The sequence below is a fragment of the Roseateles rivi genome (assembly GCF_043555845.1).
GTDB lineage: Bacteria > Pseudomonadota > Gammaproteobacteria > Burkholderiales > Burkholderiaceae_C > Roseateles > Roseateles rivi.
Map to the genome: position 1 here is coordinate 142,038 of NZ_JBIGHZ010000003.1, position 23,558 is coordinate 165,595.

Sequence of the window (23,558 nt, forward strand, 5' to 3'; positions counted from 1 at the left end):
AGCCCATACCACAAAGCCCACCCATCATGGCCGCCCCCCGCACGCCCCGTCAGGTTCCCCCGCCGCTGCGCCCCGATGGCGAAGCGCCGCGCGGCGCTTACAGCCGCTTCATTCCGCGCGAAGAACTGCAGAATTTCGAGGCCTGGCACTTGGGCGATTTGGGCGACCCCGAAGGTCAACCCGCTAACGCCACGCACCCTGCGGGTGCCGATACAGCGGCCCCGCCCGAACCCGAGGCGCCGCCGCCGCCCGATATCGACGCCCTCACCCAGCAAGCGCGCCAGCAGGGCTACCAAGACGGCTACCGCGACGGCCTGGCCGCGCTGGACGCCTTCAAGAGCAGCTTCTCGCAGCAGATCAGCGCGCAGCTGGGCAGCCTGGTGGAGAGCTTTGATGCCGAGTTCCAAGGCCTGGAGCAACTCATGTCGCAAACCCTGGCGCGCTGCGCCACCGAGCTGGCGCGCCAAGTGGTGCGCAGCGAGCTGCAGCAGCGCCCCGAGCTGATTGCCCAGGTGGCCCAAGAAGCCGTGGAGGCGCTGCTCATCAGCGCACGCCACGTGCAGCTGCGCGTGCACCCCGACGACTTGCCCCTGCTGCATACCGGTGCAGGCGAAGCCCTGCGTGCACGTGAAACCCAGGTGGTGCCCGACGCCAGCATCGAGCGCGGCGGCTGCAAGCTCGACGCCGACATCTGCAGCGTCGACGCCACCCTATCCGCACGCTGGCGCCAGGCCATGGCCGCCATCGGCCAGGCCTCGCTGTGGGAGGACCGCCGCGACGACGAGGCCCCTGCCCCCAGGAGCGAGCCATGAGTGTGCGCACCCACCACTGGGAGCAATACCTGGCCGAGCTGGAGTCCTACGCCAGCACAGGCTTTGCCCTGGAGCCCCAAGGCAAGCTGGTGCGCGTCGCCGGTCTGGTGCTGGAAGCCACGGGCGTGAAAGTGCCGCTGGGCTCGGTGTGCGAAATCCAGGTACCCTCCTCTGCCACAGCGCCGCGCCGCGGCCTGCCGCCGGTACACGCCGAGGTGGTGGGCTTTAGCGGCGACCGCGCCTATCTCATGCCCATCAACGATGTGCAGGGCCTCAGCAGCGGCGCCACCGTCAAGCCGCGCGCCATGCCGCTGCACGCACCGCATCTGGGCCACCCCAGCCACCCCTGGCGGCGCGACGAAGACCGCGGCCTGCACCTGCCCATCGGCAACGGCTTGCTGGGCCGCGTGGTGGACTCGCAAGGCCAGCCCATGGACCGCCGCGGCCCACTGCGCATGGTCACCTCTGAACCCATGGTGCGCCGCGCCATCAACGCCATGGACCGCGACCCCGTGCGCCAGCCGCTGGACACGGGTGTGCGCGCCATCAACGCCATGCTCACCGTCGGGCGCGGCCAGCGCCTGGGCCTGTTTGCGGGCACGGGCGTGGGCAAATCGGTGCTGCTGGGCATGATGGCCCGCTACACCCAGGCTGACGTCATCGTGGTGGGCCTCATCGGTGAGCGCGGCCGCGAAGTCAAAGAATTCATCGAAGACATCATTGGCGAAGAGGGCCTGGCGCGCTCCGTCGTGGTGGCCGCCCCGGCTGACGCGCCGCCGCTGCTGCGCATGCAAGGCGCCAACTACGCCACCGCCATTGCTGAACACTTCCGTGACCAAGGCCTGCATGTGCTGCTGCTCATGGACAGCCTCACACGCTACGCCATGGCGCAGCGCGAAATCGCCCTGGCCATTGGCGAGCCACCCGCCACCAAGGGCTACCCCCCGAGCTGCTTTGCCAAGCTGCCCCAACTGGTGGAGCGCAGTGGCAACGGCGTGGCCGGGGGCGGCTCCATCACCGCCTTCTACACCGTGCTGTCTGAAGGCGACGACCAGCAAGACCCGATTGCCGACGCCGCCCGCGGCATCTTGGACGGGCACATCGTGCTGTCGCGCGAACTCGCCGAGGGCGGCCACTACCCGGCCATCGACGTCGAGCGCTCCATCTCCCGCGTCATGACCAGTGTGGCCGCACCGCGCCATGTGGAGCAAGCGCGGCGGCTGCGCCAGCTGCTGTCCAAGTACAACAAAGCGCGCGACCTCATCCAGCTCGGTGCCTATGTGCCCGGGGGCGACCCCGAACTCGACACCGCCGTGCGCCTGCACCCCGACATCCTGCACCTGCTGCAGCAAGACATGCACACGCCGTCCGGCCTTCAGGACTCCATCCAACGCTTGGCACAGACGGTGAATTTCGCCTGAAGTCTGCCGATATAGCACTACGTGAGGTATTCCCATGAGCTTTACGTCTATTCAGTCGCTTCAAACCCTGCTTGAGCATGCTCAGGCACAACGCGACGAGTCCTTGCGTTTGCTTCAGGAAGCCCAGACCCGGGCGCGCCAGGCCCAGGATCAGCAAGACCAGCTGCGCCAGTACCAGCAGGAATACCAGCAGCGCTGGTCCACGCAGTTCCGTCAGCCCGCCACCGTGCAGCTGGTGGGCTGCTACCAAAGCTTTGGGCTGCGCTTGAATCAGGCCATAGACCAGCAGCAGCACATCGCCGGCTATGCCGAGCAGCGGCTCAAAGCCGCACGCCAGCGCGTGCAGGAGCAGGAGATGCGCGTGGCCTCCATCCGCAAGCTGATCGAACACCGCCAGCTCGACATCCAGCGCCGCAACGACCGCGTCGAGCAACGCCTGGCCGACGAACATGCCGCCCGCAGCATGGCCCGCGCCGTGCCCTTTGCTGGCGCTCGGCTCTGAACACCCCTACCTTCCCTCACACCGGGGCACAGCTCATGAACACACTCTTCACGCGCGTCAACGGCGGCTCTACTGCCGGAGCGGGCTTGCCCAGCGGCAATGGCGCGGCAAGCAGCGCGGGCGACAGCGGCTTTTCCCAACTGCTGCAGCAAGCACAGCCACAGTCTCAGCCCCCCAACCGCACCGACCCCCGCGGACGCTGGAGCGGCCCAGAGCCCTTTCCTCCCGAAGGCGTGAAAAGTCACTTCAACCAACCCCTGCCCCCACCCACGCCGCAGGCACAGCCCCATGCACAGACCCAAACTGCACAGGCCACCAAAGACAACGTGGCCACAGCCGAGCAGGAAAAAGTCCTGACTCAGCGTCGATTGCAGCAGCGTCAAAACGCCGCCCCACCGCGCCCGGCCAACCCAGCAGCCCATGGCCAGAACAAAGGCACCCGAAGTGAACAAGCCGAATCGGGCCTCACCACGGGCGCCAATGCCGAGCTGGCTGAGCTGGCCGAAGTCGCCAAGCGCACCTGCCGCAAGCCCCCGGCGGACACCGCCGCTGAGACCGCCGCCAACGCGGCCGCCCAGGCCAACACCAGTGCAACGCCCCAGCAAGTGACGCCCGAGCTCGCTCAAGAACTGCGCCTTCGCAGCGCTGCGCAAGACGGCAGCGAGCCCATGGGCGAAGACACCCGTGAAATCACCTCGGCCCTGGCTGACAGCAGCGAGGCACCCGCCACCAGCACCGCAGCCCGCGGCCGCCATGCTGCCGAGCGCCGAGAAACTGCAAACAGCAACGCTGCTGCGGGCTCAAGCGAGCCCCGCGACACCCCAACCCAAGCGCACACAGCCCCTGGCAACGCACAGCGCAGCGAGGCGCCGACGGCCCTGCCCGAAGCGAGCACCACGGCCAGCACCACGCCCTCGGGCAACAGCAGCGCCAACAGCCCTGCTGCAGGCACGAGCTTTGAGCAATACCTCACGCAGCAATTGCAAAACGCGGCCCCCAGCAACACCAGTAGCAACACCACCACCGCGCCCAGCACGCAATACACCCTGCAACAACCGCTGCACAGCGAACACTTCGGGGGTGAACTGGCCGGGCGGCTCAGCGTGATGGTGCAAAACGGCGTGGAGCAGGCCCAGCTCATGCTCAACCCAGCAGAAATGGGCCCAGTGCAGGTGCACATCGTGGTCGATGGACAGCAAGCGCAAGTGAACTTTGTGGCCGAGCAATTCGCCACGCGTGAGGTGCTGCAAGCCAGTCTGCCCGAGCTGGCCGCGGCCCTCAACGCCCAGGGCCTGACACTCAGCGGCGGCGGCGTGTTCGAGCAAGGCCGTCAAAACCAAAGCCCACCGCAAGCCCCAGCGCAGCCCGCGCGTGCCACCCCTGGCGACAGCCCGGGCGGCGTGCGCAACGAGGCCCCCAGCGCCCCCGCAGCCCCCTGGCGCAGCACGCGTGGCGTGCTGGATCTCTACGTTTGACCCCGCCATGCAAAGTTCCCGCGCTTTCCCGTGCTTTTTCCCGGCATCTGTTCCGGGGGCGGATTCAATAATTCTGCGGACTGCACCGAATAACGAAGACAGCCCCTCCAAGGAGTGGGCACTGACAAGGAGCACGCATGTCCGCGCCAGCCCCCGCTGAAGCCGCCCCCGCCAAAGGCGGAGGCAAGAAGAAGCTGATCATCATCATCGCCGTCGTGTTGTTGGTGGTGATCGGTGGCGGCGTGGGCGCCCTGCTCATGATGAAGAAAAAGGCCCACGCCGATGAAGAAGGCGGTGGCGACGAAGCCCATGCGAAGGCCGATCATGCGCCCGCGCCTGTGGCCAAATTTGAGCCGCCCAAGCCCGGCACGCCCCCCACCTATGTGCCGCTGGAGCCCTTTACCGTGAACCTGGCGGACAAAGATGTGGACCGCTACGCCCAGATTGGTGTCACTCTGGAAGTCCTGGACCCCAAATTTGCCGAGCAGATGAAGGTCTATATGCCCGCCATCCGCAATGCCGTGCTGATGGTGCTGGCGCACAAAGAATCTACCGAGCTGCTCACCCACGAGGGCAAGGACAAGCTGGCCAGCGAAATCCGCCGCGAAGCGCTGCGCCCCATGGGCATTGAGCTCGACGACGAGGAAGAGGACGACGCCGACTCGCCCAAGAAGAAAAAGAAAAGGCGCCGCCCTGTCGAGAGCCCGGTCTCGCAGGTGCTGTTCTCCACCTTCATCGTGCAATAGCAGGAACGAGGGCCAGCGGCGATGAACCAACAAATCCTGTCGCAAGACGAAGTCGATGCCCTGCTGCAGGGCATCACTGGCGAGAGCCAGAAGCTTGAGGCCGAAGAGGTCCAAAGCGGTGGCATTCGCGACTACAACCTGGCCAGCCAGGAGCGCATCGTGCGTGGGCGCATGCCCACCATGGAGATCATCAACGAGCGCTTTGCCCGCAACATCCGCGTCGGCCTGTTCAACTTCATCCGCAAAAGCCCCGAGGTGGCCATTGGTGGCATCAAGGTACAGAAGTACAGCGCCTTTTTGCGCGAAATCGTCGTGCCCACCAACTTCAACATCGTCTCGGTGCGGCCGCTGCGCGGCTCAGGGCTGATCGTCTGCGACCCCACCCTGGTGTTTGCCGTCATCGACGCGCTGTTTGGCGGCGTCGGCAAATTCCACACCCGCATTGAAGGGCGCGATTTTTCGGCCACTGAACAGCGCGTCATCTTGCGTCTGGTCGAAGTCATCACCGCCGAATATGCCAAGGCCTGGAAAGGCATCTACCCGCTGGAGCTGGACTACCAGCGCTCGGAGATGCAGCCCCAGTTCGCCAACATCGCCACACCCAGCGAGATCGTCGTGGCCACCAGCTTCACGCTGGAGATTGGCGACACCAGCGGCACCATTTACTTCTGTGTGCCCTACTCCACGCTCGAGCCCATTCGCGACGTGCTCTACAGCACCACGCAAGGCGACTCTGCCGAGCCCGATCGGCGCTGGGTGAATCTGCTCAAGCACCAGATTCAAGCCGCTGAGGTGGACTTGGTGGCCGAGCTGGGCCATGCGCCTGCCACGGTGGAGCAGCTGCTGGCCTTCAAGCCGGGAGACTTCATCGAGCTGGACTTGGAGCAAGTCATCAAAGCCAAGATCGACGGCGTGCCGGTGTTTGACTGCCATTACGGCACCTCCAACGGCAAGTACGCCCTCAAAATCGAAAACATACTGACCGGCCCCGACACGGGCTGGCTGGGAGCGCGCAATGTCACCTGACGATAGCCCTGGCACCGACGAACAAGACGCCATGGCCGCCGAGTGGGCCGCGGCGCTGGCTGAAGCCAAGCCCAGCGACAGCACCAGCCAAGTGGCCAACGAGGTCCATGCGGCGGCTGAGCAGGTCGCCCCCGCGTCCTTCGCCAACTTCTCGCCCACGCCGGGCAATTTGCCCGGCAATGACATCAACATGATCCTCGACATCCCGGTGCAGCTCACCGTGGAGTTGGGGCGCACGCGCATCCCCATCAAGAACATCCTGCAGCTGGCGCAGGGCTCGGTGGTGGAGCTCGAAGCTCTGGCTGGCGAGCCCATGGATGTGTTGGTCAACGGCTACCTCATCGCCCAGGGCGAGGTGGTGGTGGTCAACGACAAATTCGGCATCCGCCTCACCGACATCGTCACCCCGTCCGAGCGCATGCGCCGCCTCAGCAAGGCCTGATGTCGACTGCGCGTTGGCCGCTATCGGCCAACAGCGCAAAAACTGAAGGGCCAGACGGCAAAGACGGCGCAATTTCCGCCTCATTCCCAGCGACTGCCCGCCAGCGCGGCCTCCCACAATGGCCGCATGAATGCTTCACTGCTGCCCCTGCTGTGGTTTGTCGTCATCATCGCCCTCATCCCCTTGGTGCTGTGGCTGCTCAAACGCGGCCCGTTGGGCCTGGGGCGCCAGAGTGAGGCGCTCAAGCTCGTGGCCCAGCTGCCACTGTCGCCCTCGCAGCGTGTGCTGCTCGTTGAGGTCGGCCAGGGCGACGCACGCCAATGGTTGGTCTTGGGCGCCACTGCCCAGCACATCAACACCCTGCACAGCCTGCCCGCACAAGCCCTGCCCGCTGCAGGCCCGGACACCCCGGCCCACGCACAGAGCTTTGCGCAGCAACTCGCCCAGCGCCTGAGCGGCCACACCCCCAACGACCGCGGAGGCCAGGCATGACGCGCCGCCACCTTGCTCTGGCGCGCGCCACACAAGCCGCCCGCGCCGCACGCCAATCCCGCGCCACCTGGGCGGGGCGCATCGCGCTGGGCGCGGCCACTTTGCTGCTCATGCTGGGCTGCGGTGCGAGCTTGGCGCAAAGCGGTGCGCCGGCACCGGGTGCAGGCCAAGCCGCCACGCTGCCCCTGCTCATCGGCAGCAGCGGCGGTGGCAGCAGCTATTCAGTGCCCATCCAAACCCTGTTGTTCTTCACGGCGCTGGGCTTTTTGCCCGCCGTGGTGCTGATGATGACGGCCTTCACACGCATCGTCATCGTGCTGTCGCTGCTGCGCCAGGCGCTGGGCACGCAGGCCGCGCCGCCCAATCAGGTCATCGTGGGGCTGTCGCTGTTTCTCACCTTCTTTGTCATGAGCCCGACGCTGGACAAGGTCTACGCCGAGGCCTGGCAGCCCTACAGCAGCGGCGCCCTGCCCTTTGAGCAGGCGCTGGCCAAGGCCGAGGCCCCCATGCGCAGCTTCATGATCAAACAAACCCGCCAGTCCGACGTGGCGCTGTTTGCGCGCCTGGCCAAGCTCGACGAAGGCATCAAACCCGAGGCCGTGCCCTTTCGCGTGCTGGTGCCAGCTTTTGTCACCAGCGAGCTCAAGAGCGCGTTTCAGATCGCCTTCATGGTCTTCATCCCCTTTCTGGTGATCGACATGATCGTGGCCAGCGTGCTCATGAGCCTGGGCATGATGATGCTCTCGCCCGTGCTGGTGGCCCTGCCCTTCAAGCTCATGCTTTTTGTACTGGCCGATGGCTGGAACCTGCTGCTGGGTTCGCTGGCGGCCAGCTTCGTCACCTGACTGCAGCACACACACCATGGACGCACAACAAGTCTTCACCATTGGCCAGCAAGGCCTGTACATGCTGCTGCTGGTGGCTGCACCGCTGCTGCTGACCGTGCTGGTGGTGGGCGTGGTGGTGAGCGTGTTTCAGGCCGCCACGCAGATCAACGAATCCACCCTCTCCTTCGTGCCCAAGGTGGTGGCTGCGGTGCTGGTGCTGGCGGTGGCTGGTCCCTGGATGATCACCACGCTGGTGGAATACATCCAGCGCACGCTGCAGGCCATTCCCCAGGCCGTGGGCTGAGAGGCGCACCGAGGTGATTGGCATTACCGAGGCCCAGCTGCTGGCCTGGATCAATCCGCTGCTGTGGCCGCTGCTGCGCATGCTCGCGCTGCTGGCGGCCATGCCGGTGTTCAGCCAGCGCAGCGTGCCCATGCGCGTGCGCATCGGGCTGGCCCTGTTTGTGGCGGTCTCGGCCCAGCCCTCGCTGCCGCCCATTCCCGCCCTGCCCCTGGACGCCCCCTTGCTGCTGCTGGGCCTGGTGGGTCAGCAAATGCTGGTGGGCCTGGCCATGGGCTTTGCAGTGCGCATCGTGTTTGTGTCTATGGAGTTCGCAGGCGAACTCATAGGTCTGCAAATGGGCTTGAACTTTGCCGGCTTTTTCGACCCCGCCAGCGGCGGCCAAGGCACGGCCACGGCGCGCTTTTTCGGCAGCATGGTGGCGTTTTTGTTTGTGGCCATCAACGGCCACCTCATGCTCATTCAAGCGCTGGTGCAGAGCTTTCACGTCTTCCCGGTGGGCGACGCGCCGCTGCGCTTTGTGATGCAGGCTCAGCCCCAGGTCTGGGGGGGCGAAATCTTTCGCACCGGGCTGTGGATTGCCCTGCCGCTGCTGAGCATGCTGCTGTTTGTCAACGCTGTGCTGGGCGTGATCTCGCGCGTGGCACCGCAGCTCAATGTTTTTTCCATCGGCTTTCCGTTGACGGTCAGCATCGGCCTCATCGGCCTGGTGGCCACCTTGCCGCTGATGGAGCAGCCCTTCACCCAGGCGCTGCACCGCATGCTGTCGGCCTTTTCTTGAGGGCCTCAGCCCTCCACCAGGCCGTTGCGTATGGCGTAGACGGTGAGTTCGGAGTTGTTGGTCAGCCCGAGCTTTTCCAGCACGCGCGCGCGGTAGACGCTCACCGTCTTGGGGCTGAGCGTGAGTTCTTCTGCAATGTCCGACAAGCGCTTGCCCGAGGCAATCAACACCAGGGTTTGCAGCTCGCGGTCTGAGAGCTTTTGATGCGCCAGCTCGGGGCTGGGGGTGGTGAGGCTTTCCACCAGCATTTGTGCAATTTCGGGCGTGACGTATTTGCGGCCCTGGGCCACCGTGCGCACGGCCGCCACCAATTGCTGGGTGTCGCCGCCTTTGTTCACATAGCCAAAGGCACCCGCACGCAGAGCGCGGATGGCGTACTGGTCTTCGGGGTACATCGAGACGATGAGCACGCGCGGTGCATGGGGCTCGTCCATGAGCACGCGCAGCACATCCAGCCCGCTGCGCCCGGGCAGGTTGATGTCCAGCACCAGCACATCGCAAGCCCCGCCCTCGGGGAATTTGCGCATGAGCTCGCGCAGCTCGCCGTAATCACCCGCTTCGCCCACCACCGAAATGTCGCCAGCATCGGCCAGCGTGTCGCGTATGCCGCGGCGGATGAGGCCGTGGTCGTCGCACAGAATGACTTTGATCATGCGTCTCCCCAGACCGACGGGTCATGCCTCCACGTCGCGTCCGCTCCCTCGGTTGGAAATGTCATGTTGTGATCCAGCGGCACCGTCAAGATCAAACTGGTGCCTTGGGTGCCAGAGCTTAAATCCACCCAACCGCCCACTGTGGCGGCACGTTCACGCAGGCCGCGAATGCCAAAGCTGCGGGCTTTGTTGAGCGCATCAGGCGTCATGCCTTGCCCGTTGTCGCTGACCTCCAGCGTCAACACCCCGCCGTCCAGACTCAAGTCCAGCACCACACGGCTGGCCTGGGCGTGTTTGGAAATGTTGGTGAGTGCTTCTTGCGCGCAGCGATAGGCCACCAGGGGCACGCCAGGGGGCAAGGTGGCGGGCTCCGGGCTGATGCGCACCGCCGTACTCACGCCGGTGCGGCGCTCAAATCGTGCAGCCAACCATTGCACCGCGGCTTGCAGGCCCTGCTCCAGAATGGCCGGGCGCAGGTTGTGCATGATGCGCTGGCTGGCCTCGATGGCCGCACTCACCGCCTCCAGCGCCGACTGCGCACGGTGGCAGACCTTGTCTTCGCTGCTGTGGCGTGCAATCCAAGCCAGGTCAAACTTGAGCGCTGTCAGCGTACCGCCCACGTCGTCGTGAATTTCGCGCGCAATAGCCGCACGCTCCATCTCGATAGAGGTCTGCAAGTGCCCGGCGAGCTCATGCAGTCGCCGCTTGGACTCCAGCAGCTCACGGTCCGCCGCCAAGCGCGCGCGCTGCGTTTCCACGGCCTCAATGGCGTTGATCAGCGCGGCACTGAGCCGCGTGAGGTTGTTCTTGAGCAGGTAGTCCGACGCACCATTGCGCATGGCAGCGACGGCCGTGTCTTCCCCAATCTCGCCCGACACCAGCACAAAGGGCATGAGCAGCTGACGCTGCTTGATCATGTCCAGCACCGCCAGGCCGCAATAGCCCGGTAGGTTGTAGTCGGAAATCACAGCATCCCAGTGCTGGTCTAACGCCGCCTCGACATCGGCCAAGCGGTCCACGCGATGCAGCTCAAAGCGCAGGCCCGCGCGGCGCAGATGGGCCTGCAACAACTCGTGGTCAAGGTCCGAGTCCTCAATATGAAGCAGGCGCAAATGGCGCTCAGCAAGCGGGGTATTGGGCATGCACAGAGTATGCCAAGTTTGTCTCGCGATTCCTCGCGGCGGTGCCAAAGCGCCCCACCCAAGCTGCATCAATGGGTTTACGCTTCCCCGCGACTGCCGATTTCCTCACCGCAAACCGACAAAAAGGAAGTGAATTGACTGCTTAGTTTGCCCGCCTCCTGATGGCCAGTTTGCGCATGATTGCCCCGAAGTTGCCCACCCACATGTCTGACGCGTACCGCCACTGCTTTATCGATGCGGCCACCGACCTAGTCATGGAGCCCCAATGCAAATGAACGAGTCCAGCCCTGAAGCAGGGGATGGCATCCTGCCACTTCTGGCTGCCGCAGAACTTCAAGACCATCTCATGACGGTCACCAATGACTTGGAACGCCTGCAGCGCCTGCTTGAGGACGCTGGAGAGGCCCTGTCCATGCACTTCTACGGCGCCTCTGGTGTGATTGACGGCCTGCACCAACAGCTCGACGGCGTTGGCCGGGATTCCCTGCAGGCGCTCACACAGCATCTGGCTGGCGCCATCACCGCGCTGCAGTTTCAAGACATGTCAACCCAGCTGATCACGCACACCAGCCAACGGCTGAGGAGTTGCGCCGATCAACTCGCGCGAGACACTTTTGGTGACGATGAGGAAGGTTCGACCATCGTGACCCATGCACCGGCCCGCCCCAATCCTGTGACACAAGACGAGATGGACGCCGGGTCCGTAGAACTGTTCTAAAGATTCACGTTCAAGCATCCGAAAACCGCTAGACATCCGGAGAGAAAAAATATGCACTCGATTCTCGCTGTGGACGACTCGGCCTCAATGCGCCAGATGGTCACATTCACACTCAAGAATGCGGGATTTCAGGTCGTCGAGGCGGTTGATGGCCAAGACGCCTGGGAAAAGTCCAGCTCACGCGACTTTGACCTGATCTTGACCGATCAAAACATGCCGCGCATGGACGGGATCAGCCTGACCAAGAAGCTGCGCGACACGCCCAAATTCAAAACCACCCCCATCTTGATCCTCACCACAGAGTCGAGCGACCAGATGAAGCAAGCCGGACGAGCCGCCGGAGCCACGGGCTGGTTGGTGAAGCCCTTTGACCCGGCCAAGCTGATCGAAGTGATCGGCAAGGTCATTCGCTGAGCCAGGGAGACGGTGCATGGCTGACATGAATACAGACAGCAGCAGTGCTGGCGCAGGCATAGATCTGAGCCAGTTTTACCAGGTCTTCTTCGAGGAAGCCGGTGAGAACCTCGATTCAATGGAACAGCTGTTGCTGAACCTCAATATCGAGACTGCAGACGACGAAGAACTCAACGCCATCTTCCGCTGCGCGCACTCCATCAAGGGTGGTGCTGCAACCTTTGGTTTCTCGGATGTGGCTGAGCTGACCCATGAGATGGAGACGCTGCTGGACAAGCTGCGCCGACACGAACTGGCCCCCACCGCCCCCATGGTGGATGTGCTGCTGCAGTCCGGCGACGCGCTGCGCGCGCAGCTGGCGCGCCACCAGGGCTCGGGCGCCGATGCTATCGACACCTCGGCGCTGCTGGTGCAAATTCGCACCATGGTCGAGGGCGGCGCGCCGCCCATGGCCGACATGCCTGGGCACGCCCCCGCACCGGCCGTCGTTCAGGCTGCCGCAACACCCGCCCCAGCGCCCACCGCCGCAGCCCCGGCTGGCAAACGCCTTTTGGAGCTGATAGTGGGCCCGCTGAGCGACCCCAGCCAAGCCGACAATTTGCTGGATCTCTTCAAAGAGATCACCGATCTCGGGACCATTGAACCCCTGGACGGTGGTGTGGGTGCCGATGGCATGCGCCGCTTCAAGGTCACCACGGGCAGCACAGACAACGAGCTGCTGGACCTCTTTACCTTCCATGTGGCGCGCGAGCAAGTTCAGCTCAACCCCTTCGGGCCGGGCTTTGGCTTTCATGAAGGTGCGCCCGGTGCGCCGCCAGCGGCCGCCCCCGAACCCGCTCCGGCCAAAGACCCCGGCTACGGCTTCTTCGACGACGCCCCGGGTGTGCCTGCTGCCGCCACCGAGGCCAAGGCGGCCGAAGCGCCCAAGCCCAGCACGGCCGTCGTGCCCAAGCCCGCGGCCAAGGTTGAACCCGCAACCAAAGCTGGCGGCGGCGGCATGGATCAATCCACGCTGCGCGTGTCGGTGGAAAAGGTCGACCAACTCATCAACCTGGTCGGTGAACTCGTCATCACCCAGGCCATGCTGGCGCAGAACAGCCGCAACCTCGACCCTGCCACCTTCCAGCAACTCTCCTCCGGCTTGGCCGATCTGGAGCGCAACACCCGCGACCTGCAGGAATCGGTGATGTCCATCCGCATGATTCCCATGTCGGTGGTGTTCAACCGCTTCCCGCGCATGCTGCGCGACTTGGCTGCCAAGCTGGGCAAAAAGGTCGAACTGGTCACTCAGGGTGAAGCCACCGAACTGGACAAAGGGCTGGTGGAAAAAATCACCGACCCCCTCACCCACTTGGTGCGCAACAGCTGCGACCACGGTATTGAATCGCCGGCCGACCGCATTGCCAAAGGCAAGCCCGAGCAAGGGACCATCACCCTGGTGGCCTCGCATCAAGGCGGCTCCATCGTGATCGAGGTGCGCGACGACGGCCGTGGCCTCAACCGCGACAAGCTCCTCAAGAAGGCGCGCGAAAAAGGCATTGACGCCCCGGACAGCCTCTCCGATGCCGAAGTCTGGGGGCTCATCTTCGCCCCGGGCTTCTCCACCGCCGAGCAAGTCACCGACGTCTCCGGGCGCGGTGTGGGCATGGATGTGGTGAAGAAAAACATCACCGCGCTGGGCGGCACGGTGGAAATCGACTCCGCCGAAGGCTACGGCATGAAAGTCTCGGTGCGCCTGCCCCTGACGCTGGCCATCATGGACGGCATGAGCGTGGGTGTAGGCGAAGAGGTCTACATCCTGCCGCTGTCCTCGGTGGTCGAGTCCTTTCAAGTTCAGACCGACACCATCAAGACCATTGGCAGCTCCGGCCGCGTGGTGGAGGTGCGCGACGAATTCATGCCGGTGGTGGAGTTGGAGCGTGTCTTCAACGTGCCGCGTTTTGACTTCGAACACGTCAGCACCATCATGGTGGTGGTGGAGGCCGAAGGCGGGCGCGTGGCGCTGTTGGTGGACGAACTCCTTGGTCAACAACAGGTGGTGGTCAAAAACCTCGAAGCCAATTACCGCAAAGTCCATGACGTCTCGGGCGCCACCATCATGGGCGATGGACGTGTCGCTCTCATTCTCGATGTAGGCAGCCTGGTGCGACGTTCTCGCCATTGAGCGCCGCCCTGCAGTACCTGGACTCACTGTCATGAACCTCAATTCTCTGCTGCGGCGCTTCAGTATCAGGCTGCGGATGATGGGCGCCATTGCCATTGTCCTGACCCTGCTGGTGTTGGTCGGGAGCGTCGGGCTGCACGGCATGCGCGAGGTCAGCGACCAAGCGCGTACCCTGGCCAAAGAGTCTTTGGCCAGCGCGCACACCACCTCCGGCTTGAACCGGGCCATGGGTGACATGCGCCGAGCCGAAAAGGACATGCTCATCAAGTACCGCGAACTCCCCGCTGTTCGTGAAGAGCACAGCGACTGGAAGGCCCACAGCCAGACAGCCCAGGGGCTCACCAAGGCCTTGAGCGAGAGCGCCACTCCATCGGTGCAAGACTTTGGCAAGCGCATCGCACCCTTGCTGCAGAACTACAACCAGCTGGCCGAGCCCGTCTTGGCACAACTGCTGGCGGGCAAAGTTGAAGACCCCGCCCTCAGCAACGAGGCACTGCGCCCCGCCAAAGACAGCTTTAAGGCCGCCGAAAAGCTGCTCGTTGACCTGCAAAAGCAGCTCGACCACGAAGCGGATCTGGCCCTGGACAAGGCCAACGACACCCAACGCGCCGTGCTGACAGTGTTTGTGGCGGTGTTGGTCATCAGTGCGCTGGTGGTCATCCCGCTGACGCTGATGAATATGTATTCGATCTGTACGCCGCTGGCCCAGGCCGAACAACTCGCCAGCGACATTGCGCAAGGCAACCTGCTGCGCACCAAGCAAGATGTGGAAGGTGCGGACGAGGCAGCCAAGCTGCTGCGGGCCCTCATTCACATGCAAGAAAACCTGCGCGGCATGGTGCAGCAGCTGCACGAGGCCGCAGGCTCCATCCGCACCGCCTCGGTCGAGATTGCCAATGGCAACCAGGACCTCTCAGGCCGCACCGAACAGACCGCCTCCAACCTGCAAAACACGGCCTCCTCCATGGTGCAGCTCACCGGCACAGTCAAGCAAACCGCCGACGCCGCACGCACTGCCAACCAACTCGCCACCTCAGCCTCCAGTGCGGCAGCGCGCGGTGGCGACGTGGTTGGCCAGGTGGTCTCGACCATGGATGAGATCAACACCAGCTCCAAGCGCATTGGCGACATCATCGGCGTCATCGACGGCATTGCCTTCCAGACCAACATCCTGGCACTCAACGCTGCGGTGGAAGCCGCACGGGCCGGAGAACAAGGCCGCGGTTTTGCCGTGGTGGCCGGTGAGGTGCGCAGCCTCGCACAGCGCTCCGCCGAAGCCGCGCGTGAAATCAAAACCCTCATCGGCGCCAGCGTCGACCGCGTCGAAACCGGCGCGCGCTTGGTGCAAGACGCGGGCACCAGCATGGCCGACATCGTCTCCAGCGTGCAGCGCGTGAGCGACATCATTGGCGAGATCACCGCTGCGGCCAGCGAGCAAAGCGACGGTATCAGCCAAGTCAACCAAAGCGTGGCGCAATTGGACCAAATGACGCAACAAAACGCTGCGCTGGTGGAGGAGTCGGCCGCTGCCGCGGAAAGCCTCAAAGAGCAGGCCGAGCGTCTCTCTGGCGTGGTCAACCGCTTCCGCACCGATAGCGCCAGCCCTGCCGCCGCAGCCAGCTCAGGCCACGCTCAACACAGCCGCGCCGCCAGCCACGCCGCAGCAGCACACAGCACGCACACAGCGCGCCCAGCCGGCGCCAGCAAAACTGCAAGCCCTGCCCACACAGCGCGAGCCGTCGCTCCGGCGACTGCTCGCACGCCAGCCCCTGTTTCCGTGAACAAAGTCCCCGCACCCAAGCCGGTGCGCCCTGAACCCAGCAAACCCCAGCCTCAAGCCGCACCCGCAATGGCCGAAGGCGATTGGGAAACTTTTTAATCCACCGCAGAGGTCACTATGGAACTCGTACAACAAGCTCCCTCCTCCGTTTCCGGCGGCGCACTGGCCCTGCATCAGGGCGGTGCCATCCACACACCATCCAACGGCGAATATCTGACCTTCCGCCTGGGTGAAGAGGAATACGGCATCGACATCCTGAAGGTCCAGGAAATCCGCTCCTACGAGCAGCCCACGCGCATTGCCAATGCGCCGGATTTCATCAAAGGCGTGGTGAACCTGCGCGGCGTCATCGTCCCCATCGTGGACCTGCGCCTGAAGTTGGGCTGCGCCACGGCCGAGTACAACGGCTTCACCGTGGTGATCGTGTTGAACGTCAAGAACCGCGTGGTTGGCGCCGTGGTGGACTCGGTGTCGGACGTGCTCGAACTCAACCGCGAAGCCATCCGCCCTGCCCCTGAGCTCAACGCCAGCTCGGTAGACACCAGCTTCATCATGGGCATCGGTTCGGTGTCTGAGCGCATGCTCATCCTCATCGACATCGAAGGCCTCATGAGCAGTGCCGAAATGGGCCTGATGGATTCGATCTGAGTCCTCAGCCAAGCACCCTCCCCGCCCAAGGCGCCGCAATCGCGGCGCTTTTTTATTGGCCCAGCACCAATGCCCAAGCGGGCAAACAAAAAGCGCCTGATCTCGAAAGATTCAGGCGCTCATCGCGTATTCGGTGGGGTGGCTGATGGGACTCGAACCCACGACAACCAGAATCACAATCTGGGACTCTACCAACTGAGCTACAGCCACCGAAGAAGAATTAGATTCTAGCCCATTTTTTGAGGGCTCCAAGGAAGTTTGAGCGTTTGGCCCAAATTTCCTGGCCCCGAGGGCGGCACTCGCACGCCGCCCATCGGGGTGACGACCTCAGGGGGCCGAAGCGGCCGAGGCGCTGGCCGCAGCCGTTGCTGCAGCGGCAGGCTTGATCGAGGCCTTGAGCGAAGTCTTGATGGCCGCAAAGTAGGCTTGGGCTTCAGCGTTGGCAGAGGCTGCTGCGTATTGCTCCGCAGCGCGCTTGTCGTCTACCACGGCCGCGTCGCGCGGCAGCAGCTTGTTCACACGGGCCAGCACGTAGGCGCCATCGACTTCCACGCCGGTGTAGGCCGGCAACTTGGCAGCGTCAGCACGCAGCAGGTGCTCCAGCACTTTGGGCGGCACAGTGCCGGGCTTGGCGCGCGAGAGCACTTGGGGCTCGCTCAGGCCTGCGGGCTCGCTGCCCTTTTGGGCTTGAGCCAGCGCCTGCTCGCCGGCCTTCTTGGCCAACTCGCTAGCGCGCTGGGCAATCCAGCCCTGGCGCACGGCGTCCTTCACGCCAGCCAGCGCAGGCACAACGGCGGGGTGATGTGTCACCACACGAGCGGCCACCAACTGGCTGGGCGCGGTTTCCACAGCCTCGGTGTTGCGCTTGGACTTGAGGCTCTCGGCGCCGAACACGGCGTCAAGCAGCTTGGGCGAGGCCAAGGGGCCTTGCGCACCAGCGGCGGGCTGGCGCTGCACAGAGGCTTTTTGCAGGGTGAGCTTGAACTTGTCAGCAGCGGGTTGCAGGCTGTCGCTTTGTTCGTAAACGATGTTGCTGAACTGCTCGGCCAGCTCGGCGTAGCGCTTTTGCGCGAGTTGGCGGCGCTGCTCTTCTTCGATCTCGCCACGCACGGCTTCGAAGGGGCGCTTTTCACCGCCGCGCACGCCGGTGAGCTGGATGATGTGGAAGCCGAAGTCCGACTCCACCAGCTCGCTGATTTCACCCGTCTTGAGCGCATAGGCTGCGTCTTCAAAGGGCTTGACCATGGCGCCACGGGCGAAGAAATCCAGATCGCCGCCGCGCGCCGCAGAGCCTTCGTCCTGCGAGTTCTTGCGTGCCACTTCGGCAAAGCTGGCGGGGTTTTTGCGTACCTGCGCCAACAACTCCTGAGCACGCTCGCGGGCCTTGGCCTTTTCCTGCGCGTTGGTGCCGCCATTGATCAGGATGTGGCTGGCACGGCGCTCTTCGGCCATGGTGTAGCGCGAGACGTTTTCGTCGTAGAACTTGCGCACATCGTCGGCCGAAACCTGCACACCGCTCTTGAGGGCATCGAGTTCCAACACCAGGTATTCGATGTCTGCGCTCTCGGCAGTTTTGAAACGGGCCGAGACTTTGGCGTCTTTGTAGTAGGTCTCGAGCTCAGCGTCCGTGGGAGCCAGCTGAGCCGCGAAGGCTGCGGGCTCAAAGCGCTTGATTTGCACCTCGCGCTGCTGCAGCAGTGCATCGAACACCAGCTTGGCCGAGGCTTGCTGTGCCGTACCGCTTTGGCCCACCGGGCCCAGCACTTGGTTGAGCAACATGTCTTGGCGCATGCGCTGCACCAGCATGTCGGCCGTCATGCCTTGGGCGGCCAGCACGGCCTTGTTGAGCTTGCCATCGGGCCCGCGCAGCACGGCCAGCTGCGGGTCGGTCTTGATGGCCTGCTCCAGCACAGCGTCGGTCACCGCGAGGTGTTGCTGTTGCGCGGCCGCGAAGAGCACGCGCTCGCGCAGCAGGTTGTTCAGCGCCTCGAGCTTGAGCTCGGGCGAGTCCAGCAGCTTGGCGTCGATCTGCGGCATTTGCTGGCGCATGCGCTCCACTTGGCTGCGGTGTGCGGCGTCCCATTCGGCCTGGGTGATCTTGCGACCGTCCACCGTGCCCACGGCGGTGTTGCTGCCGTCAATGAAGCGGCTGTAACCCTCCACCCCCAAAAGCACGAAGGACGGCAGGATCAGGATCAGCAGCGCGAACTGGAACAGTCGCGTGTGTTTGCGTACGAAATCAAACATCAGGAACCTCTGGTGGGCGCTGAAGCAGCCGGAACGCGTCCGGCAGCGGGACGATGAACTCTGAGCACTGCCCCGAGGGACAAATGCTCCAGATACGACAAAGGCGAACCGGAGTTCGCCTTTGTGGATGCCGAAACAACGACGGGCATTCTAACGACGACCCCGGGTGCGGCCCCTACGGGCCACTTGGTGGGTGCTAACGGGCTCGAACCGCTGACCTACGCCTTGTAAGGGCGCCGCTCTACCAACTGAGCTAAGCACCCCGGGGAAATTCGAATTCAGTTCACAGCGTCCTTGAACGCTTTGTCAGTTCAAAACCCAGAAGCGGGCCTCAATCCAACAGGAGCGAGATCCTACCATCAGATGCAGAAGCTCTTTGGCATGCCGCATGGGGTTTGCACCGAATGGCGCCTGCGCAGCGCGCGCAATGCGCCCAGGCCAAGACTCAGCGCGCCTTGGCGCGGATCTCGGGCAAGGCCTTTTGCAGGTAATACACCATGGACCAAATCGTCAGCACCACGGCCGCCCAAATCAGCCACTGGCCCCACACGCGGGTGTTCACCAGGCCGAACAAGGTGCCGTCGTAGAGCAAGAAGGGAATGGCCACCATTTGCGCGGTGGTCTTGAGCTTGCCCACCATGTGCACCGCCACCGAGCGCGAAGCGCCGATTTGCGCCATCCACTCGCGCAGCGCGGAAATGGCAATTTCGCGTCCCACGATCACCAGCGCCACCATGGCATTGACGCGCCCGAGCTCCAGCAACACCAGCAGCGCAGCGCAGACCAGGAACTTGTCGGCCACTGGGTCCAGAAAAGCCCCGAACGAGGAGGTTTGATTGAGCTTGCGCGCCAGGTAGCCGTCCAGCCAATCGGTCAGTGCCACCAGCACAAACAGCACAGTGGCCAGCAGGTTCTTCTGGGCGTCTGGAAGGCTCAGATGGAACACACCCACGATGAGTGGAATGGCCACGATACGGGCCCAGGTCAGCAAGGTGGGTAATGTCAGAAACATGGCGGCATTGTGCCCAAAGACGCTGCCCTCGCGCGCCAGTTGTGCGGCCCGCCTACACGGGGCGCACGAGCCCACGGCATGGGCAGCATCAGTCGTCCAGCGTGCGGGGCTTGAAGCGGCGCTCGTTGTTGAAGAGAAAGACTTCGGTAAACACCCAAGGTTTGGGCAGGGCCGAGAGGTCGCCATAGGGCGCGGCGCGCAACACCGCAGCCTTGGCCAAGTCCACGGTATCCAACGCCTGTCCGGGGTAGCGGCGCACCGCGATGTGCTTGACGCTGCCGTCGCGATTGAGCTCCACATCCAGCACCGGAATGGCCAGCAGCACATCCGGCACCTCGCCCATATAGCTGCCTTGCGGGTTGGCAGCCACCAAGCGCTTGGCGGCTTGCAAGCGCAATGCCTCGTGCGTGCGGGGTGCCACCGGGGGCGCCAAACGCACAGGCGCGCTGGCTTGCGGCTGGGGTTGCACGTTGTTGGGGCCACGCGCTGCGGCATTGGCATCCGCGCCGGGCTTGGGCGCTGACTGAGGCGCTTGCACCGGCGGGCTTGGCGAGGTGCTGCGGCAGCCTCCCAGCACCAAGAGCTGAGCCAGCACCAGTGCCAGCACGAAGCCCGTCAACGGGCCAGAGTGTTGTTGCCGAGGTTCAGCGTAGTGCACGGTAAATCTCCTGAGCCAATTCGCGGGAAATGCCTTTGACCCCGCAGAGTTCTTCGACGCTGGCAGCGGCCACGCCGCGCACTCCACCAAAGCGCTGCAGCAGTTGCGCGCGCTTCTTGGGACCCACGCCGGGAATGTCTTCCAGGCGCGAGCCCCCTGTGCGCACGGTGGCGCGCCGCGCCCGCATGCCGGTAATGGCAAAGCGGTGGGCTTCGTCGCGGATTTGCGCCACCAGCATCAGCGCGGCCGAGTCGTGGCCGAGGTAGACCTTCTCGCGCCCGTCAGCAAACACCAGTTCTTCCAGGCCGACTTTGCGCTTCTCGCCTTTTTCAACGCCGACGATCACACCCAGGTCCAGGCCCAAAGACTCGAAGACCTCGCGCGCCATGCTCACCTGGCCCTTGCCTCCGTCGATAAGCACCACATCGGGCAGACGCAAAGAGCTGTCTGGCGCTGCCGCAGCCAGCTTGGCGTAGCGCCGTGTCAGCACCTGGCGCATGGCGGCGTAGTCGTCCCCGCCCGTGATGCCCTCGATGTTGTAGCGCCGGTACTGGGCGCTTTGCATCTGGTGGCCCTCGAACACCACGCAGGACGCCACGGTGGACTCGCCCGCCGTGTGGCTGATGTCAAAGCACTCCACGCGAAAACGGTCCAGGTCCTCGACCTGCAGGTCCAGCGCGTCCACCAGCGCGCGGGTGCGCGAGCGCTGCGAGCCCTCTTCCGACAGCAACCGTGCCAGCGCCAACTCCGCACCCTTGATGCACATCTCCTGCCAGATGCGGCGCTGGCCGCGCGGCTGCGCCTGCAGCGTGACCTTGGCCCCCAGCTGCTCACTGAGCGCCTCGCCCAGGGCTTCATCCACGGGCTGGGACAACACCAGCAAGGGCGGCACGGGCGCGTCCAGATAGTGCTGGGCAATAAAGGCTTCCAGCACCTGGCGCGCAGCGGCAGTGGCAGCATCCTCAGCCTCGCTGGCCCCCCCCTCGGCGCCATCGGCCAGGGCCACGGCCGTGGCGTCGTCAACCTGCTTGGGAAAGTAGGCGCGGTCCCCCAAATGGCGGCCACCGCGCACCATGGCCAGGTTCAGACAGGCCCGCCCACCCTGCAGACGCACGGCAAGGATGTCGACATCGCGGTCGCGCCCGGTGGCACTGTTCTCGTCCACCGCCTGCTGTTGCAGCACGGTCGAGAGCGCCGAGATTTGGTCGCGCACGGCTGCTGCCTGCTCGTACTCCATGCGCTGGGCATGCGCCATCATGGTGCTTTGCAAGCCGTCGAGCACCTCCTGCGTGTCGCCCAGCAAGAAGCGCTCGGCGTGGCGCACATTGGTGCGGTAGCCCTCGTTTTGCCCCTCAGCCACGCAAGGCGCCAGGCAGCGGTGGATTTGATGCAGCAAACAGGGCCGGCTGCGGTTGTTGAACACCGAGTCCTCACAGGTGCGCAGCTGAAACACTTTTTGTAGCAGCTGTATGGACTCTTTGACCGCCCAGCCGTTGGGGAATGGGCCGAAGTAGCGGTGGCGTTTGTCGACCGCGCCGCGGTAGTAGCTGATGCGCGGCCAGGCATGGCCGGACAAGCGCAGATAGGGGTAGCTCTTGTCGTCGCGAAACAGAATATTGAACCGCGGGTTGAGCGCCTTGATGAGGTTGTTTTCCAGCAGCAGGGCTTCGGCCTCGGTGCGCACCACGGTGGTTTCCATGCGCGCGATGCGCGCCACCATCATGCCCACGCGCGTGCCGCTGTGGTCGCGCTGGAAGTAGCTGGAGACACGGCGGCGCAGGTTCTTCGCCTTGCCCACGTACAGCACCTGATCTTGCGCGTCGAAGTAGCGGTAGACGCCGGGCAGCTGCGGCAGCTGGGCCACTTCGCGTTCCAGCGCCGCGCGGCATTCGCGCGCAGCCTGCTCCACCACGGCCACACGCTGAGCTTCTGCGGCCTCTTCCTGCGCACGCTCCTGAGCCCAGGCTTCGAGCTGCTGCTGGCCCAGCGCGGCATTGGGGTCGGGCGTGGCGTTGCTTGAGGTGCCGCCCTCGCTGGCCGGCGGCTGAACTGCGGCGGCGTCTGGTGTGTGGGCGGGTGCAGATGGCTTAGCTTGCATGGCCGTGCATTGTGCCGCCGGATAATTCCGCCCATGCCCACACCGCTGCCTGAATCCGCCCCTTGCCCACTGGGCGCTGGCCCTTTGCAAGGCCAGCGCTGGGATTTGTTTTGCCGCGTCATCGACAACCACGGCGACCTGGGCGTGAACCTGCGCCTGGCGCGCGCCTTGGTGGCTGCGGGGGCTGGCGTGCGCCTGTGGTGCGACGACGACCGCGCCCTGTCCTGGATGCAACCCCGCTGCCCCGCTGCGCTGAGCTGCCTGCCCTGGGCTCAGGCTGAGCAGGCCGCCCCACCGCAGCAAGCTGCCGATGTGGTGCTGGAGACTTTCGGCTGCGAGCTGCCTCTGGCCTATGTGCAGGCCATGCAAGCGCGGCGCCTGCGCGGCGAGCCTCCCGTGTGGATCAACCTGGAATACCTCAGCGCCGAGGACTACGTGGAGCGCAGCCACGGCCTGGCCTCGCCGCAGTGGAGCGGCGCGGCCGCTGGGCTGCAGAAGTGGTTTTTCTACCCCGGCTTCACGCCACGCACCGGCGGGCTGCTGCGCGAAGCTGGCATGGTCGAGAACGCGCGCGCCCTGCGCCAGCAAAGCGGCCACCCCTGGCTGGCACAGCGGGGCTGGGCGCCGCAAGCGGGCGAGCGCGTACTCAGCCTCTTTGCCTACCAGCCCCAGGCCCTGGCCGAACTGCTGCAGGCCCTGCCCGGCCCCTGGCTGCTGCTGCTGTGCCCGGGTGTGGCGCAGCAGCAAGCCCCGGCGCTGCTGGGCCCGCAGCAGCGGGCCATGGCCCTGCCCTATTTGAGCCATACCGATTACGACCAGCTGCTGGCCAGCTGCGACTTCAATCTGGTGCGCGGTGAAGACTCCTTCGTGCGTGCCCACTGGGCCGACGCCCCGCTGCTATGGCACATCTACCCGCAACATGACCAGGCCCACGCCGCCAAGCTGCAAGCCTATTGGCAGCGGGCCCTCGCGGGCGCTGATGCGCAGCAGCAAGCGCGCTGGTGGGCCTTGAGCCAGGCCTGGAATGGACTCGCGCCCTGGACGGATGAAGCCAGTGCCGCGCTGGCCCATTTGGATGCCGCCGCGCAGCAAGCCAGACACTGGCGCCAGCAGCTGTGCGCACAGGCCGACTTGCTGCAACAGCTGCTGAACTTTGTGCAGCAACACCGCTGCGCCAGCGCCACTTGAAGCTGTGTTTT

23 protein-coding genes and 2 tRNA genes are annotated in these 23,558 nt (G+C 64.6%); 17 read left to right on the forward strand and 8 right to left on the reverse strand.

Annotated features, from left to right (window positions below):
* The first annotated feature begins 26 nt into the window (after window positions 1-26).
* The 11 genes from ACG0Z6_RS07980 (at window position 27) to fliR (ending at window position 8,825) form a co-directional block, all read left to right on the forward strand.
* Window positions 27-812: a FliH/SctL family protein gene (locus tag ACG0Z6_RS07980; RefSeq protein WP_394460212.1), complete on the forward strand. Its 786-nt coding sequence runs from the start codon at window positions 27-29 to the stop codon at window positions 810-812.
* Entirely contained in the window at window positions 809-2,233 is a 1,425-nt protein-coding gene (fliI, locus tag ACG0Z6_RS07985; RefSeq protein ID WP_394460214.1) for a flagellar protein export ATPase FliI, read from the forward strand. The genes ACG0Z6_RS07980 and fliI overlap by 4 nt, the downstream gene beginning before the upstream one ends.
* 34 nt (window positions 2,234-2,267) lie before the next feature.
* Window positions 2,268-2,735 (forward strand): flagellar export protein FliJ, encoded by a 468-nt coding sequence (gene fliJ / locus ACG0Z6_RS07990; RefSeq protein ID WP_394460216.1) that lies wholly within the window; start codon window positions 2,268-2,270, stop codon window positions 2,733-2,735.
* A gap of 35 nt (window positions 2,736-2,770) precedes the next feature.
* Window positions 2,771-4,210: a flagellar hook-length control protein FliK gene (locus ACG0Z6_RS07995; protein WP_394460218.1), complete on the forward strand. Its 1,440-nt coding sequence runs from the start codon at window positions 2,771-2,773 to the stop codon at window positions 4,208-4,210.
* 137 nt (window positions 4,211-4,347) lie between these two features.
* A complete protein-coding gene (locus ACG0Z6_RS08000; protein WP_394460221.1) occupies window positions 4,348-4,956 on the forward strand; it encodes a flagellar basal body-associated FliL family protein in 609 nt (202 codons plus the stop codon).
* A gap of 21 nt (window positions 4,957-4,977) precedes the next feature.
* Window positions 4,978-5,982, forward strand: coding sequence for a flagellar motor switch protein FliM (gene fliM, locus ACG0Z6_RS08005; protein ID WP_394460223.1), 1,005 nt, complete (start codon window positions 4,978-4,980; stop codon window positions 5,980-5,982).
* A complete protein-coding gene (fliN, locus tag ACG0Z6_RS08010) occupies window positions 5,972-6,424 on the forward strand; it encodes a flagellar motor switch protein FliN (RefSeq protein WP_394460225.1) in 453 nt (150 codons plus the stop codon). Before fliM ends, fliN begins: the two co-directional genes overlap by 11 nt.
* Window positions 6,425-6,550: 126 nt before the next feature.
* Window positions 6,551-6,916: a flagellar biosynthetic protein FliO gene (gene fliO / locus ACG0Z6_RS08015; RefSeq protein ID WP_394460227.1), complete on the forward strand. Its 366-nt coding sequence runs from the start codon at window positions 6,551-6,553 to the stop codon at window positions 6,914-6,916.
* A gap of 110 nt (window positions 6,917-7,026) precedes the next feature.
* Window positions 7,027-7,761, forward strand: coding sequence for a flagellar type III secretion system pore protein FliP (fliP, locus tag ACG0Z6_RS08020; protein ID WP_394460986.1), 735 nt, complete (start codon window positions 7,027-7,029; stop codon window positions 7,759-7,761).
* Window positions 7,762-7,777: 16 nt separating this feature from the next.
* Window positions 7,778-8,047: a flagellar biosynthesis protein FliQ gene (fliQ, locus tag ACG0Z6_RS08025; protein WP_394460229.1), complete on the forward strand. Its 270-nt coding sequence runs from the start codon at window positions 7,778-7,780 to the stop codon at window positions 8,045-8,047.
* A gap of 13 nt (window positions 8,048-8,060) precedes the next feature.
* Entirely contained in the window at window positions 8,061-8,825 is a 765-nt protein-coding gene (fliR, locus tag ACG0Z6_RS08030) for a flagellar biosynthetic protein FliR (protein WP_394460232.1), read from the forward strand.
* Window positions 8,826-8,830: 5 nt separating this feature from the next.
* Here the strand turns inward: fliR and ACG0Z6_RS08035 are convergent, their stop codons facing one another.
* A complete protein-coding gene (locus ACG0Z6_RS08035; RefSeq protein WP_394460235.1) occupies window positions 8,831-9,478 on the reverse strand; it encodes a response regulator in 648 nt (215 codons plus the stop codon).
* Window positions 9,475-10,620, reverse strand: coding sequence for a hybrid sensor histidine kinase/response regulator (locus ACG0Z6_RS08040; RefSeq protein ID WP_394460237.1), 1,146 nt, complete (start codon window positions 10,618-10,620; stop codon window positions 9,475-9,477). Before ACG0Z6_RS08040 ends, ACG0Z6_RS08035 begins: the two co-directional genes overlap by 4 nt.
* Before the next feature lie 265 nt (window positions 10,621-10,885).
* Between ACG0Z6_RS08040 and ACG0Z6_RS08045 the strand changes: the two genes are divergently transcribed.
* The 5 genes from ACG0Z6_RS08045 to ACG0Z6_RS08065 are packed head-to-tail and all read left to right on the forward strand — an operon-like array spanning window position 10,886 to window position 16,344.
* Window positions 10,886-11,338 (forward strand): hypothetical protein, encoded by a 453-nt coding sequence (locus tag ACG0Z6_RS08045; protein ID WP_394460239.1) that lies wholly within the window; start codon window positions 10,886-10,888, stop codon window positions 11,336-11,338.
* 51 nt (window positions 11,339-11,389) lie between these two features.
* Window positions 11,390-11,752, forward strand: coding sequence for a response regulator (locus ACG0Z6_RS08050; RefSeq protein ID WP_394460241.1), 363 nt, complete (start codon window positions 11,390-11,392; stop codon window positions 11,750-11,752).
* 16 nt (window positions 11,753-11,768) lie between these two features.
* Window positions 11,769-13,916 (forward strand): chemotaxis protein CheA, encoded by a 2,148-nt coding sequence (locus tag ACG0Z6_RS08055; protein ID WP_394460242.1) that lies wholly within the window; start codon window positions 11,769-11,771, stop codon window positions 13,914-13,916.
* Between the two features lie 31 nt (window positions 13,917-13,947).
* A complete protein-coding gene (locus ACG0Z6_RS08060; protein WP_394460244.1) occupies window positions 13,948-15,795 on the forward strand; it encodes a methyl-accepting chemotaxis protein in 1,848 nt (615 codons plus the stop codon).
* Between the two features lie 18 nt (window positions 15,796-15,813).
* Window positions 15,814-16,344 (forward strand): chemotaxis protein CheW, encoded by a 531-nt coding sequence (locus ACG0Z6_RS08065; RefSeq protein ID WP_394460246.1) that lies wholly within the window; start codon window positions 15,814-15,816, stop codon window positions 16,342-16,344.
* A 134-nt stretch (window positions 16,345-16,478) separates the two neighbouring features.
* Here ACG0Z6_RS08065 and ACG0Z6_RS08070 read toward each other — a convergent pair.
* From ACG0Z6_RS08070 to uvrC, 6 genes are all read right to left on the reverse strand, one after another.
* A tRNA-His gene (locus ACG0Z6_RS08070) sits at window positions 16,479-16,554 on the reverse strand.
* 117 nt (window positions 16,555-16,671) lie between these two features.
* Complete coding sequence (locus ACG0Z6_RS08075) at window positions 16,672-18,591, reverse strand: SurA N-terminal domain-containing protein (RefSeq protein WP_394460248.1); 1,920 nt, start codon at window positions 18,589-18,591, stop codon at window positions 16,672-16,674.
* 187 nt (window positions 18,592-18,778) lie between these two features.
* A tRNA-Val gene (locus tag ACG0Z6_RS08080) sits at window positions 18,779-18,854 on the reverse strand.
* A gap of 182 nt (window positions 18,855-19,036) precedes the next feature.
* On the reverse strand, window positions 19,037-19,603 hold the full coding sequence (gene pgsA, locus ACG0Z6_RS08085) for a CDP-diacylglycerol--glycerol-3-phosphate 3-phosphatidyltransferase (RefSeq protein WP_394460250.1): 567 nt from the start codon (window positions 19,601-19,603) through the stop codon (window positions 19,037-19,039).
* An 88-nt stretch (window positions 19,604-19,691) separates the two neighbouring features.
* The gene (locus ACG0Z6_RS08090; protein WP_394460251.1) at window positions 19,692-20,261 is read right to left on the reverse strand and encodes a hypothetical protein; all 570 of its coding nucleotides are present in this window, start codon (window positions 20,259-20,261) and stop codon (window positions 19,692-19,694) included.
* On the reverse strand, window positions 20,248-22,359 hold the full coding sequence (gene uvrC / locus ACG0Z6_RS08095; protein ID WP_394460252.1) for an excinuclease ABC subunit UvrC: 2,112 nt from the start codon (window positions 22,357-22,359) through the stop codon (window positions 20,248-20,250). Before uvrC ends, ACG0Z6_RS08090 begins: the two co-directional genes overlap by 14 nt.
* 33 nt (window positions 22,360-22,392) lie before the next feature.
* On the opposite strand from uvrC, the gene earP reads away from it, so the two are divergent.
* Window positions 22,393-23,547, forward strand: coding sequence for an elongation factor P maturation arginine rhamnosyltransferase EarP (gene earP / locus ACG0Z6_RS08100; protein WP_394460254.1), 1,155 nt, complete (start codon window positions 22,393-22,395; stop codon window positions 23,545-23,547).
* The last annotated feature ends 11 nt before the right edge of the window (window positions 23,548-23,558 follow it).